Below are 13,685 nucleotides of genomic sequence, written 5' to 3'. Positions count from 1 at the left end.
CGCCGCGCTTATCGGCGTTTAACCCCCGTTGGGCCATGCTCGGCGCATGCGTGTGCTGATCGTGGAGGACGAGCGGGTGCTCGCGGACACGATCGCCGAGGGCCTCCGCGAGGAGGCCATGGCGGTCGACGTCGTGTACGACGGGGACGACGCGCTGGAGCGGACGTTCTCCACCGAGTACGACGTCGTCGTGCTCGACCGGGACCTGCCGACCGTGCACGGCGACGAGGTGTGCCGCGAGCTCGCGGAGCGGCGCGGCCCGGCGCGGATCCTCATGCTGACGGCGGCCGGGGACGTCGAGGACCGGGTGGACGGGCTGTCGCTCGGGGCCGACGACTACCTGCCGAAGCCGTTCGTGTTCGGCGAGCTGGTGGCGCGGGTGCGCGCGCTGGCGCGGCGGACGGGGGCGCCGGTGCCGCCGGTGCTGGAGCGCCGCGGGATCCGGCTCGACCCGCACCGCCGCCGGGTGGCGCGGGACGGCCGGGAGCTGCGGCTGACGAACAAGGAGTTCGCGGTGCTGGAGGAGCTGCTGCGCGCCGAGGGCGGGGTGGTGAGCGCCGAACGCCTGCTGGAGCGGGCGTGGGACGAGAACATCGACCCGTTCAGCAACATCGTCCGGGTGACGATGGCGACGCTGCGCCGCAAGCTGGGCGAGCCCGCGGTGATCGAGACGGTCACCGGGTCGGGGTACCGGCTGGAGGCGCGATGAGCGTGCGCGGGAGGGTGCGCGGGAGGGTGCGGACGCCGCGGCTGAGCGTCCGGACGCGGCTGACGCTGGTGTACGGGTCGCTGTTCCTGGTGACGTCGGCGGTGCTGGTCGCGGTGATGTACGTGCTGACGGCGCGGACGCTGGACCAGCGGCTTCCGGAGCGGACCGCCGTGGACCCGCGGGTCGCCGCGAAGCTGCGGATCCTCGTGTCGAAGAAGGACTTCGGCCAGGTGCTGGCGCTGAAGGCGGACGCCGACCGGCAGCTCGCGCAGCAGAAGCACGACGTGCTGGAGCGGCTGCTGCAGACCTCGCTGCTGACGATGGTGGCGCTCGGCGTCCTGGCGGTGGTGATCGGGTACCTGGTGGCGGGGCGGATGCTGCGCCCGCTGAACAAGGTGACGGCGACGGCGCGGCGGCTGTCGGAGAGCACCCTGCACGAGCGGATCGCGCTGGACGGCCCGCAGGACGAGATCAAGGACCTGGCCGACACGTTCGACCGGATGCTGGACCGGCTGCACCGGGCGTTCGACGCGCAGCGCCGGTTCGTCGCGAACGCCTCGCACGAGCTGCGCACGCCGCTGACGATCAACCGGACGGTGCTGGAGGTGGCCCTCGCCAGCCGGAAGAACCCGCCGGAGACCAAGGCGCTCGCGGACGTGCTGCTCGGCAACACCGAACGGCACGAGCGGCTGATCGAGGGGCTGCTGCTGCTCGCCCGGTCGGAGCGGGAGCCGGCGACGCGGACGCCGACGCCGCTGCCGGACGTGGTGCGCGGCGCGCTCGGCGACCTGGACGGGCGCACCGGCGAGGTGGAGGTGGAGGCGCGGCTGGCGCCGGCGGAGGTGGCGGGCGACCCGGTGCTGCTGGAGCGGTGCGCGATGAACTTGCTGGAGAACGCGGTGAAGTACAACGTGCGGGACGGCCGGGTGTGGGTGCGCACCGGGGTCCGGGACGGGGAGGCGTTCCTGCAGGTGGTGAACACGGGGCGGCCCGTCCCGGCGTACGAGGCGGCACGGATCTACGAGCCGTTCCGGCGGCTGCGGGCGGACCGGGTGGGGTCGGCGGACGGCGCGGGGCTGGGCCTGTCGATCGTGCGGGCGGTGGTGGGCGCGCACGGCGGGACGATCGAGACGGTCCCGCGGCGCGGCGGCGGGCTGTCGATCACGATCCGGCTGCCCGCGGTCGCGCGGGACGCCTTGGCCCCCGCCTGAGACGCGCCCCGCCTGAGACGCGTCGGCGCGGGAGAGGCGCCCACGCGGGAGACGCGCCCACGCGTGAGCGCCCGGGCCCCGGGCGGGTCAGCCGGCGTGCTCGGCGGGCAGCGGCCAGGGCGGCGGCTGCGGCCAGTCGACGCGGCCCTCGGGACGGGGCTGGTCGTCGCCCGCGGTGAGCCAGCGGTGCACGACCTTGCCGGTGGCGTTGCGGGGCAGTTCGGGGATGAAGTGGACGTCGCGCGGCACCGCGTACCGCGCGACCTGCGCGTGCACGTACGCGCGGACGGCCTCGGCGTTGAGCCGGGCGCCGGGCCGCAGCACGATGAAGGCGGCGAGGCGCTGGCCCCAGTCGTCGTCGGGGACGCCGATCACGGCGGCCTCGTGGACCTCGGGGAGCCGCAGGATCGCGTCCTCGACGTCGCGCGGTACGACGTTCTCGCCGCCGGAGACGACCATGCCGTCGGCGCGGCCGTCCACGAACAGCAGGCCGCGGTGGTCGATGTGGCCGAGGTCGCCGGTGGCGAGCAGCCCGTCGCGGACCTGCATCGGCTCGCCGCCGGTGTACCCCTCGAAGAGCAGCTCGTTCGCGGCGAAGATCTCCCCGATGGTGGAGCGGCCGGCGCGGCGGCCGTCGGCGCCGACGATGACGAGCGAGGTGTTGCGCGGCGGCCGGCCCGCGGTGCGCGGGTCGATCCGCAGGTCGCGCGGGGTGGCGATGGACACCCAGGACGCCTCGGTGGAGCCGTAGACGTTGTAGAGCCGGTCGCCGAACGCGTCCATGAACCGGGTGGCGAGGTCGCCGGGCAGGGCGGCGCCGCTGAGCGCGACGATCCGCAGGGACGAGGTGTCGTACAGCTCGCGCCGCTGCGGCGCCAGCTCCAGGATGCGCTGGAGCATGACGGGGACGGCGAACACGACGGTGTCGCGGTGGGAGGCGATCGAGCGCAGCGTCCGCTCGGGGTCGAACCTGCGGTGCAGGACGATCGGGGCGCGCAGCGCCCACGCCATCTGCAGCGCGGCGTAGCCCCAGGTGTGGAACAGCGGCGCCTCGATGATCATGGTCTGCCGGGTGCGCAGCGGGATCCGGGAGGTCATCGAGGCCAGCGGCCACAGCCCGGGGCGGGGCGGGCGGCGGGCGCCCTTGGGACGGCCGGTGGTGCCGGAGCTGAGCATGATCGTCCGGCTCTGGATCTGCGGCGGGGCCGGCGCGGTCTCCGGCGCGGGCACCGAGGCGATCACCTCGTCGATGCTCGGCCCGGTCTCGGCGGGATCGGGCCGGGACGGCGCGGCGGCGGGCGGCACGGCGGCGGACGGGGCGGCGGGCGGCGCGGCGACGGGCGCGGCCAGCGGCGTCCCCGCCCCGTGCGGATCGCCGGAGAAGCCGCCGCGCGGGCCGGGGCGGCGGTCGGCCCACAGCACGGTGCGGCGGAGCGCAATCGGCACCTCGGCCAGCAGCGGCGCGAACTCGGCGTCGGCGACGATCAGCGCGGGGCGCAGCTCGCCGAGCACGGCGCGGATCTGGCCCGCGCCGAAGCCGGTGTTGAGCAGCACGACCTCGGCGCCGCGCCTGCTGCACGCGACGAGCGTCTCGACCATGCCGCGGTGGTTGCGGCACAGCACGCCGACGCGCGGGCGGGGGCCGTGCAGCGGCAGCCCGAGGGCGAGGCGGGTGGCGCGGTCGTCCAGCTCGCCGAAGGACAGCACGCCCGCGTCGTCGATCAGGGCCGGGCGGGACGGCGAGTGCGCGGCGGCGGCGGTGAGGACGCCGGCGAGGGAGGTGCCCCAGCGGCGCAGCGCGCCGAGCTGGCGGCCGACGCGGCCGGGGCCGCCGGACAGCAGCAGTCCCGTGCGCAGCAGGAGGGCGGCGAGGTCGCGGACGTGCCCGATCCGCCGGCGCAGTCCCGGCCGGTATACGGGCCTCGCGTGCGTCACCGCGCCTCCTCCGGTGATTTTGAGCCACGTTACCCACGAGTCCCGGGCCGAACAAGGGCGCCGCCCGGTCAGTGGTTACTGACGAGTAGCCTTTGTGGTTACCTGCGAGTAGCATCGCGGGTGCGGGCACTCGTGCCGCCCGATCGACGGCCATCCGCTCCGAACGGACGCGCCGGGCGGCACGGGGCTCGACGCTTCCACCACACCGCCCATCCGCAGGGAGGACGACCCGTGCCTCGCACCGCACGCGACGTCGTGTTCGTCGACGGCGTCCGCACGCCGTTCGGCAAGGCCGGCCCCAAGGGCCTGTACGCGCAGACCCGCGCCGACGACCTGGTCGTCCGCGCGATCCGCGAGCTGATGCGCCGCAACCCGTCCCTCCCGCCGGAGCGGGTGGACGAGGTCGCGATCGCCGCCACCACCCAGACCGGCGACCAGGGACTGACGATCGGCCGGTCCGCCGCCGTGCTCGCCGGGCTGCCGAAGAGCGTCCCCGGCTTCGCCATCGACCGGATGTGCGCGGGCGCGATGACCGCCGTCACCACGACCGGCGCCGGCATCTCGTTCGGCTCCTACGACGTCGCCATCGCGGGCGGCGTCGAGCACATGGGCCGGCACCCGATGGGCGAGGGCGTCGACCCGAACCCGCGCTTCCTCGCCGACAAGCTCGTCGACCCGTCCGCGCTGGTCATGGGCTCGACCGCGGAGAACCTGCACGACCGGTTCCCGCAGATCACCAAGGAGCGCGCCGACGCCTACGCGGTGCGCAGCCAGCAGAAGGTCGCCGCCGCCTACGCCGCCGGGAAGATCCAGCCGGACCTGGTCCCGACCGCGATCCGCTCCGCCGAGCAGGGCTGGGGCCTCGCGACCGAGGACGAGCCGCCGCGCCCCGGCACCACGATGGACGACCTCGCCAAGCTCAAGACCCCGTTCCGCGTGCACGGCAACGTCACCGCCGGGAACGCCGCGGGCCTCAACGACGGCGCGACCGCGTGCCTGCTGGCCGCCGAGGACGTCGCCCGCGACCTCGGCCTCACGCCGAGGATGCGGCTCGTCGACTTCTCGTTCGCCGGCGTCGAGCCGGAGGTGATGGGCGTCGGGCCCGTCCCCGCGACCGAGAAGCTGCTCGCCCGCAACTCCCTGACCATGGACGACATCGGCCTCATCGAGATCAACGAGGCGTTCGCCGTGCAGGTGCTGGCGTTCCTGGAGCACTTCAAGATCGCCGACGACGACGCGCGGGTGAACCCGTGGGGCGGCGCGATCGCGCTCGGCCACCCGCTCGCCTCGTCCGGTGTGCGGCTGATGAACCAGCTGGCCCGGCTGTTCGAGGAGCGCACCGACGTGCGCTACGGGCTCACGACGATGTGCGTCGGCATGGGCATGGGCGGAACGGTTCTCTGGGAGAACGTGAACTGGGAGGGCTCCAAGTGAGCGATCTGGCAGCGGTTTTCGCGGACGAGGTCGTCACGCACGCCTACGTCCGGGACGTGGCGCTCCCCCACGGCGCGGGCACGCTCGCGCTGATCACGCTCGACAACGGCCACGACCACACCAAGCCGAACACCTTCGGCCCGAACGGGCTCGCCGAGCTGGACGCGGCCCTCGACCGCGTCGCCGGACGGGACGACATCGTCGCCGTCGGCGTGACCGGCAAGCCGTTCATCTTCGCGGTCGGCGCCGACCTCAAGGGCGTGCCGCTGATCGCCGACCACGCGGACGCGCGGGCCATCGGCAGGCTCGGCCACGACGTGTTCCGGCGGCTCGGCGAGCTGGGCGTCCCGTCGTTCGCCTACTACAACGGCGCGGCGATGGGCGGCGGCGTCGAGATCGGCCTGCACTGCACCTACCGGACGATCTCGTCGGGCGTCCCGGCGTTCGCGCTGCCGGAGGCGTTCCTCGGCCTGGTGCCCGGCTGGGGCGGCACGTACCTGCTGCCGAACCTGATCGGCGCGGAGAAGGCGCTGAAGGTCGTCATCGACAACCCGCTCGCGCAGAACCGGATGCTGAAGGGCCGGCAGGCCTACGAGCTGGGCATCGCGGACGCGATCTTCGACTCGGCCGACTTCCTGGAGGAGTCGCTCGCCTGGACGGCCCGCGTCCTCAACGGCGAGATCACCGTGACCCGGCCCGAGGTCGACAAGGGCAAGGCGTGGGACGACGCGGTCGCGATGGCCCGCTGGAACCTCGAGGGCAAGCTGCACGGCGCCGCGCCGTCCTTCACCCGCGCGCTCGACCTGGTCGCCGCCGCGAAGGACCGGAGCCGCGACGAGGGCTTCGCCGCCGAGGACGAGGCTCTCGCCGACCTCATCATGAGCGACGAGCTGCGCGCCGGGCTGTACGCGTTCGACCTCACCCAGAAGCGCGCGAAGCGTCCCGCCGGGGCGCCCGACAAGTCCCTCGCCCGCAAGGTCACCAAGGTCGGCGTCGTCGGCGCCGGGCTGATGGCCTCGCAGCTCGCGCTGCTGTTCGCGCGCCGCCTCGAGGTCCCGGTCGTGCTGACCGACCTCGACCAGGCGCGCCTGGACAAGGGCGTCGGCTACGCGCACGGCGAGATCGACAAGCTGCTCGGCAAGGGCCGCCTCTCCCCCGACAAGGCCAACCGGCTGAAGGCGCTGATCACCGGCTCGCTGACCAAGGACGCGTTCGCCGACGCCGACTTCGTCATCGAGGCCGTGTTCGAGGAGATGTCGGTCAAGCAGAAGGTGTTCGCCGAGGTCGAGGAGCACGTCTCCGCCGACTGCGTGCTCGCCACCAACACCTCCTCGCTGTCGGTCACCGAGATGGCGGCCGGGCTGCGGCACCCCGAGCGGGTCGTCGGGTTCCACTTCTTCAACCCGGTCGCGGTGCTGCCGCTGCTGGAGATCGTCCGGGGCGAGCGGACCGACGACGCGGCCCTCGCCACCGCGTTCGCGACCGGCAGGGCGCTGAAGAAGTCGTGCGTGCTGGTCAAGGACGCCCCGGCGTTCGTGGTCAACCGCGTCCTGCTGCGGCTGCTCGCCGAGATCGTGGCGACGGTCGACGAGGGCACCCCGATCGAGGTCGCCGAGCGCGCCGCCGCGCCGCTCGGCCTGCCGATGCCGCCGTTCGTGCTGATGGGGCTGGTCGGCCCGGCGATCGCGCTGCACGTCAACGAGACCCTGCACGGCGCGTTCCCGGACCGGTTCCCGCTGTCGGACAACCTGGCGAAGATGGTCGCGGCGGGCAAGCGGGGCGTCTACCTGCCGGACTTCTCCCTCGACCCCGAGGTCGTGGCGATCTTCGGCGGCGGGAGGAGCCCGTCCACCGAGGAGCAGGTCCTCGACCGGGCGCTCGCCGCGCTCGCCGACGAGATCCGGATCATGCTGGACGAGGGCGTCGTCGCGGCGCCCGAGGACATCGACCTGTGCATGATCCTCGGCGCGGGCTGGCCGTTCCACCTCGGCGGCATCACCCCGTACCTGGACCGGTCGGGCATCGCCGAGAAGACGACCGGGCGCCGCTTCCTCGCCCCCGGCACGGCCTCGCTCCCCGCCTGACCCGGGTCGCCCACCGCCCGCGCGATCGCGGGCGGTGGGTGATCATAAGCGGCGCGCATCCGGGCATAGGGGTGTCATAACGACGTGACGCCGAGGAGCGACGATGAACCTGCTGCGCACCAAGTCGGTCGAACAGTCGATCAAGGACACCGAGGAACCCGGGCACCGGCTGCGCCGCGACCTGTCCGCGCTCGACCTGGTCGTGTTCGGCATCGGCGTCATCGTCGGCACGGGCATCTTCGTCCTCACCGGGCAGGTCGCCAAGGAGAAGGCGGGCCCGGCGGTCGCGATCTCGTTCATCCTCGCCGCCGTCGTCTGCGCGCTGGCCGCGCTGTGCTACGCCGAGTTCGCCTCCACCGTCCCGGTCGCGGGCTCGGCCTACACGTTCTCCTACGCCACCCTCGGCGAGTTCCCGGCCTGGATCATCGGCTGGGACCTCATCCTGGAGCTGGCGCTCGGCGCGGCGGTGGTGTCGGTCGGCTGGTCGGGGTACTTCGCCTCGCTGCTGGACAGCGCGGGCGTGCACCTGCCCGCCGCGATCCTCAACCCGCCGGGCACCGGCGGCGGCGTCGTCAACGTCCCGGCGATCGCGCTGGTGCTGGTGGTGACGGGGCTGCTCGTCCTCGGGGTGAAGATCTCCTCGCGGGTGAACGCGGTCGTCGTGGTGGTGAAGGTGTCCGTCGTCCTGCTGGTCATCGTCGCCGGCCTCTTCTTCGTCAAGGGCGAGAACTACCACCCGTTCATCCCGCCCTCGGAGCCGAACCCGTCGGTGAAGGGCGCGGCGGCGCCGCTGATGCAGGTGATCTTCGGGATCACCCCGGTCAGCTACGGCTGGCTCGGCATCTTCGCCGCGATCGCCATCGTCTTCTTCGCCTACATCGGCTTCGACATCGTCGCCACCGCCGCCGAGGAGGCCCGCCGCCCGCAGCGCGACCTGCCGATCGGCCTGATCGGCTCCCTCGTCATCACCGCGCTCCTCTACGCGGCGGTGTCGACGGTCGTCGCCGGGATGCAGAACTACAAGAAGCTCTCCGACGCCGCGCCGCTCGCGGACGCGTTCAAGGCCGTCGGGCACTCCGCGTTCGCCACGGTCATCGACGTCGGCGCCGTCGTCGGCCTCATCGCCGTCGTGCTCATCCTGCTGCTCGGGCAGAGCCGGGTGTTCTTCGCGATGAGCCGGGACGGGCTGCTGCCGCCGTGGCTGTCGGCCATCCACCCGCGGTTCGGCACGCCGTGGCTGTCGACCGTCATCATGGGCGGCGTCGTCGCCGTGCTGGCCGGGTTCATCCCGCTGGCCAAGCTCGCCGAGCTGGTCAACATCGGCACCCTGTTCGCGTTCCTGCTGGTGTCGGTCGGCGTGCTGATCCTGCGCCGCACCCGCCCCGACCTGCCGCGCGCGTTCCGCACCCCGCTCGTCCCGGTGATCCCGATCCTGTCGGTGCTGGGCTGCCTCTTCGTCATGATCAACCTGCCGCTGGAGACCTGGTACCGGTTCCTGGCCTGGATGGTGGTCGGCTCGATCATCTACTTCGGCTACGGCCGGAACCACAGCCGCGTCGGGCTCGCCGCGGCGTCCGAGCGGTCCTGACGGGGCGCGCCCGAGCCGCCGTTAAAGGATCCCGTGACCGGTGTCACGGTGTTCTTTTGGCGTGGGGGTCGGCACAATACGCGCATGGCTACCCCTGTGCTCGTCGCGGTGATCGGCTCCGGGCCCGCCGGCATCTACGCCGCCGAGGCCCTGGTGAAGCAGACCGACGGGAACGTCCGGGTGGACGTGTTCGACCGGCTGCCGACCCCGTACGGCCTGGTCCGCTACGGCGTCGCCCCCGACCACACGTCGATCAAGTCGATCGCCAAGTACCTGCAGCGGGTCCTGGAGAACCCGGCCGTGCGGTTCTTCGGCTGCGTCGAGCTCGGCCGCGACCTCACCCGCGCCGACCTGCTCGACTGCTACGACGCCGTCGTCTACTGCACCGGCGCGATGGTCGACCGGCAGATGCGGATCCCCGGCGAGGAGCTGCCGGGCAGCATCGCCGCCACCGACTTCGTCAACTGGTACTGCGGGCACCCCGACGCCGCCGACCACGCCTTCGACCTGTCGGTCGAGGAGGCCGCCGTCATCGGCGTCGGCAACGTCGCCGTCGACGTCGTGCGGATCCTCGCCAAGACGGCGGAGGAGCTGCGCGCCACCGACGTCCCCGAGCAGGTCATCGAGGCGCTGAGCCGGAGCCGGGTGAAGCGCGTGCACATGATCGGGCGGCGCGGGCCCGCGCAGGCGAAGTTCACCACCAAGGAGGCCCGCGAGCTCGGCGAGCTGGAGAACGCCAGCATCCACGTCCGCCCCGAGGACATGGACCTCGACCCGGTCAGCGCCGAGCTCGCCGAGAACGACCGGCACGTGCGCGGCAACGTCAAGGTGCTGAACGGCTGGACGGGCGAGCCCGCCGCCGGCCGCGCCCGCCACATCGACGTCCGGTTCTGGCGCGCCCCCGCCGAGATCCTCGGCACCGACCGCGTCGAGGGGCTGCGGCTGGAGAGGACCGCGCTGGACGCGTCGGGCCGCGTCGTCGGGACCGGCGAGTTCGAGACGCTGCCCGTCGGGCTGGTGCTGCGCTCGGTCGGGTACCAGAGCGTCCCGCTGGAGGGCGTCCCGTTCGACGAGCAGTCCTTCACCGTGCCGAACGACGGCGGCCGCATCCTCGGCGCGGACGGCTCCCCCGTCCCCCGCGAGTACGTCGCCGGGTGGATCAAGCGCGGGCCGTCCGGCGTCGTCGGCACCAACAAGTCCGACGCGGCCGAGACGGTCCGTCACCTCCTGGCGGACCTGGAGGGCACCGACACGGCGCCCAAGCGCACCGTCGAGGAGCTGCTCGAGGCGCGGGGGCTGCCGGTCGTCACCTACAACGACTGGCTCAACCTCGACGCCGCCGAGATCGCCCTCGCCCGCACCCTCGACCGCGGCGAACGCGTCAAGCTCGCCCGGTGGGAGGCGATGACGTCCGCCTGCCGCGAGGCGGAGTAGCCGCCCGGTGGTCCCCGCCTCCGGGCCGCGCCGCCGATCCGGTCGTGGACCGGTGAGACGGAAGAACCCGCCGGGAAACTAGTGACGAAAGCGTGCACGGACCGCTACCGTGCGCCTGTGACCGTCGGTCCTGAACTGTACGGGTTCCCCCCTCCCGAGACGGTGCCAGACCTCAGGTGGCTCGGACCCGACTACGTCTCCGTACTGGTGTACGACCTGACGCAGGGACTGCTGCGCCAGGACCCGCGCACGTCCGTGATGGGCGTGCGGTGCGAGGGCGAGCCCCGGCTCGCCCCGTCCGTCGACCCGGCCGGGGTCATCCGCGCCCATGACGCCTGCTTCCCGCTCCAGGTCTACGTGCAGGACGGCGCCGGGCGGCCGTGGCGGCTGCGGGGCCGGTGGACCTACTCGGGCCGCGAGCTCGGCACCCGCGCCGCGTCCATCACCCACTTCTGGCAGCTGCTGTCCGCCGAGGGCATCTGACGCGCCCCCGGCGGCGCTCCCGGGGCGTCAGTCGGAGGTGGCGGGCTCGGGCGCGTCCGCGGCGGTGACGCGGGCGACGGCCTCGGTGATGTCGCGGGCCAGGTCCTGCGAGGTGAGGCCGCAGTCGGCGAGGATCAGGTCGCGCTTGGCGTGGTCCAGGAACTCCTGCGGGATGCCGAAGGTGCGGACCGGGGTGTCGACGCCCTCGTCGCGCAGCAGGCGGGCCACGGCGTCGCCGACGGCGCCCACGCGGCCGTTGTCCTCGACGACGGCGACCATGCTGTGCGCGGCGGCCGCGCCCGGCAGGGCCGGGTCGAGGGGCTTGACGAAGCGCGGGTCGACGACGGTGGCGCCGATGCCCTGGGCGGCCAGGCGCTCGCCGACCTCGACCGCGGCCGTCGCCATCGCGCCGACGGCGACGATGAGCACGTCGGCGCCGTTGGCGCCCTCGTGCCGGGCCAGCACGTCCATCGAGCCGATGCGGTCGACGGCGTCCAGGTCGGCGGCCACGGCGCCCTTGGGGAAGCGCAGCGCGGTCGGGCCGTCGGAGACCGCCAGGCACTCGCGCAGCAGCTCGGCGACGCGGGCGCCGTCGCGCGGGACGGCGATCCGCATGCCCGGCACGAGCTGGAGCAGCGACAGGTCCCACATGCCGTTGTGGGACGGCCCGTCGTCGCCGGTGACGCCGGCCCGGTCCAGGACGAACGTGACCGCCTGGCCGTGCAGCGCGACGTCCATCAGCACCTGGTCGAACGCCCGGTTCAGGAACGTGGCGTAGACCGCGACGACCGGGTGCAGGCCGCCGAGGGCGAGCCCGGCGGCGGACGTCACCGCGTGCTGCTCGGCGATGCCGACGTCGTAGATCCGGTCCGGGTAGGCGGCGGCGAAGTCGGCCAGCCCGACCGGGTGCAGCATCGCGGCGGTGATCCCCACCACGTCGCGGCGCTCCCGGCCGATCTTGACCATCTCCTCGCTGAACACGTTGGTCCAGATGCGGCCCTTGGGCTTCTGCACGCCGGTCTCGCGGTCGTACGGGCCCGGCGAGTGGAACTGCTCCTCCTCGTCGTTCTCCGCGGGCGAGTAGCCGTGGCCCTTGCGGGTGATGCAGTGCACGATCACCGGCCCGCCGAACGCGTGCGCCTTGCGCAGCGCGTGCTCGACGGCCTGCTCGTCGTGGCCGTCGATGGGGCCGATGTACTTGAGGCCGAGGTCCTCGAACATGGCCTGCGGCTGCAGGATGTCCTTGAGGCCCTTCTTGATCCCGTGCAGCGCCTCGTAGGCGACGTTCCCGACGACGGGCGCCCTGGGAACGGTCCTTTTGACGAGGTCGAGGGCCTGCTCGTAGGTCGGGGTGACGCGCAGGGCGGCCAGGTGGCTCGCCAGCCCGCCGATCGTCGGCGAGTAGGAGCGGCCGTTGTCATTGACGACGATGATGACCCGGCGGTCCTTGCCCTCGGCGATGTTGTTGAGGGCCTCCCAGCACATGCCGCCGGTGAGCGCGCCGTCGCCGACGACGGGCACGACCACCCGGTCGCTCTCGCCGCGCAGCTCGAACGCCTTGGCCAGCCCGTCCGCGTAGGACAGCGCGGTGGAGGCGTGCGAGTTCTCGATCACGTCGTGCTCGGACTCGGCCCGGCTGGGGTAGCCGGAGATGCCGCCGCGCCGCTTGAGCAGGGTGAAGTCGTGCCGGCCGGTGAGCAGCTTGTGCACGTAGGACTGGTGCCCGGTGTCCCACAGGATCTTGTCCTTGGGCGAGTCGAACACCCGGTGCAGCGCGATGGTGAGCTCGACCACGCCGAGGTTGGGGCCGAGGTGCCCGCCGGTCTTGGCGACCGCGTCGATCAGGAAGTCGCGGATCTCGTCCGCGAGGCTCGACAGCTGCGCGGCGTCCAGTCGTTTGAGGTCGTCGGGACCCTTGATCGACTCCAGCAGGCTCACGCGTGTCAACTCCTCCGTCGGGGACCGGTTCCCCTGGCTCGGGCCGTTCCGAGTTTAATCCCGGTTCGCCCGCGACGCGCCGAAGGGGACCTCCCCGCGGGGTGTGAAACGACTGACCCCGGCGAGGCCGATGGGGTAGGAAAAGAGCATGGCCGTCGAAGAGATCGTACTGCTCAACGCGGATGACGAGGCGGTCGGAACCGCCCCCAAGGCCGCGAGTCACCATAGAGACACGCCGTACCACCTGGCCTTTTCCTGCTATGTGGTGGACACGGAGGGTCGCGTTCTGATCACTCGCCGCGCCCTGTCGAAGCGGACGTTCCCGGGCGTCTGGACGGGCAGCTGCTGCGGCCACCCCGGTCCGGGGGAGGGGCTGCGGGACGCCGTGCTGCGGCGATTGCAGGACGAGCTGGGCATCTCCGGCGTGTCTCTGACATCCGTCCTCCCGGCGTTCCAGTACCGGGCGGTCGCCGAGGACGGCACCCTCGAGAACGAGCGCTGCCCGGTGGTGCGCGCCGACGTCCCGGCCGGCACGCCCGTCCGCCGCAACCCCGACGAGGTCGAGGACGCCGAGTGGTGGACGTGGCGGCAGTGCCTCGACCTCGCCGGGCGGCCCGAGTCCTCGCCGTGGTACCGGCTGCAGCTCGAAGAGCTGGCGCCGCTCGGCGAGCCGCGCGACTGGCCCGACGCGGGCACCGCGACGCTGCCGCCCGCCCTTCCCTGGTAGCCGCGTCCCTGGTAGCCGCGGAGAGGGGCGGGGGGACCCCGTCCGCAGGACCATTCCGGGGGCCGGGCGCGCGGCGCGCGCCCCGCCCCCCGCCCGGAACCCCGTGTTGACGTTTACGTCCCCCGGGTTGAGCCGGTCACGG

10 protein-coding genes are annotated in these 13,685 nt (G+C 73.1%); 8 read left to right on the top strand and 2 right to left on the bottom strand.

The features are described 5' to 3' along the window. Positions 1-46: 46 nt before the first annotated feature. Both ABT299_RS27855 and ABT299_RS27850 read left to right on the top strand, forming a co-directional pair. On the top strand, positions 47-709 hold the full coding sequence (locus tag ABT299_RS27855) for a response regulator transcription factor (RefSeq protein WP_190857438.1): 663 nt from the start codon (positions 47-49) through the stop codon (positions 707-709). Continuing rightward, positions 706-1,920, top strand: coding sequence for a sensor histidine kinase (locus ABT299_RS27850; protein ID WP_500252513.1), 1,215 nt, complete (start codon positions 706-708; stop codon positions 1,918-1,920). The genes ABT299_RS27855 and ABT299_RS27850 overlap by 4 nt, the downstream gene beginning before the upstream one ends. 87 nt (positions 1,921-2,007) lie before the next feature. On the opposite strand, the gene ABT299_RS27845 is transcribed toward ABT299_RS27850, so the two are convergent. Beyond that, positions 2,008-3,855: an AMP-binding protein gene (locus ABT299_RS27845; protein ID WP_500252512.1), complete on the bottom strand. Its 1,848-nt coding sequence runs from the start codon at positions 3,853-3,855 to the stop codon at positions 2,008-2,010. Positions 3,856-4,086: 231 nt separating this feature from the next. Here ABT299_RS27845 and ABT299_RS27840 point away from each other — a divergent pair, with 231 nt between their 5' ends. From ABT299_RS27840 to ABT299_RS27820, 5 genes are all read left to right on the top strand, one after another. Continuing rightward, on the top strand, positions 4,087-5,289 hold the full coding sequence (locus ABT299_RS27840) for a thiolase family protein (RefSeq protein WP_433151161.1): 1,203 nt from the start codon (positions 4,087-4,089) through the stop codon (positions 5,287-5,289). Continuing rightward, a complete protein-coding gene (locus tag ABT299_RS27835; protein ID WP_500252511.1) occupies positions 5,286-7,373 on the top strand; it encodes a 3-hydroxyacyl-CoA dehydrogenase NAD-binding domain-containing protein in 2,088 nt (695 codons plus the stop codon). The genes ABT299_RS27840 and ABT299_RS27835 overlap by 4 nt, the downstream gene beginning before the upstream one ends. Before the next feature lie 103 nt (positions 7,374-7,476). Continuing rightward, entirely contained in the window at positions 7,477-8,961 is a 1,485-nt protein-coding gene (locus ABT299_RS27830) for an amino acid permease (RefSeq protein ID WP_387023972.1), read from the top strand. Positions 8,962-9,045: 84 nt separating this feature from the next. Continuing rightward, positions 9,046-10,395 (top strand): FAD-dependent oxidoreductase, encoded by a 1,350-nt coding sequence (locus tag ABT299_RS27825; protein WP_500252510.1) that lies wholly within the window; start codon positions 9,046-9,048, stop codon positions 10,393-10,395. Positions 10,396-10,512: 117 nt separating this feature from the next. Beyond that, the gene (locus ABT299_RS27820; protein WP_190857449.1) at positions 10,513-10,878 is read left to right on the top strand and encodes a hypothetical protein; all 366 of its coding nucleotides are present in this window, start codon (positions 10,513-10,515) and stop codon (positions 10,876-10,878) included. 27 nt (positions 10,879-10,905) lie between these two features. Here ABT299_RS27820 and dxs read toward each other — a convergent pair whose 3' ends face one another. Continuing rightward, positions 10,906-12,816, bottom strand: a complete 1,911-nt coding sequence (gene dxs, locus ABT299_RS27815; RefSeq protein ID WP_190857451.1) for a 1-deoxy-D-xylulose-5-phosphate synthase — start codon at positions 12,814-12,816, stop codon at positions 10,906-10,908. Positions 12,817-12,964: 148 nt separating this feature from the next. Between dxs and idi the strand changes: the two genes are divergently transcribed. Next, the gene (gene idi, locus ABT299_RS27810) at positions 12,965-13,543 is read left to right on the top strand and encodes an isopentenyl-diphosphate Delta-isomerase (protein ID WP_190857452.1); all 579 of its coding nucleotides are present in this window, start codon (positions 12,965-12,967) and stop codon (positions 13,541-13,543) included. Positions 13,544-13,685 lie beyond the last annotated feature (142 nt).

Origin of the sequence: Spirillospora sp. NPDC000708 (genome assembly GCF_040299565.1) — a bacterium.
Classification (GTDB): domain Bacteria; phylum Actinomycetota; class Actinomycetes; order Streptosporangiales; family Streptosporangiaceae; genus Spirillospora.
Note: the sequence above shows the minus strand (reverse complement) of the source record. Positions and strands in the feature narration are given on the sequence as shown.

What these genes read in the sequence shown, in the direction of transcription:
- ABT299_RS27855 (WP_190857438.1), top strand. Translation starts at nt 47, where the DNA reads ATGCGTGTGCTGATCGTGGAGGACGAGCGGGTGCTCGCGGACACGATC.
- ABT299_RS27850 (WP_500252513.1), top strand. Translation starts at nt 706, where the DNA reads ATGAGCGTGCGCGGGAGGGTGCGCGGGAGGGTGCGGACGCCGCGGCTG.
- ABT299_RS27830 (WP_387023972.1), top strand. Translation starts at nt 7,477, where the DNA reads ATGAACCTGCTGCGCACCAAGTCGGTCGAACAGTCGATCAAGGACACC.
- ABT299_RS27825 (WP_500252510.1), top strand. Translation starts at nt 9,046, where the DNA reads ATGGCTACCCCTGTGCTCGTCGCGGTGATCGGCTCCGGGCCCGCCGGC.
- idi (WP_190857452.1), top strand. Translation starts at nt 12,965, where the DNA reads ATGGCCGTCGAAGAGATCGTACTGCTCAACGCGGATGACGAGGCGGTC.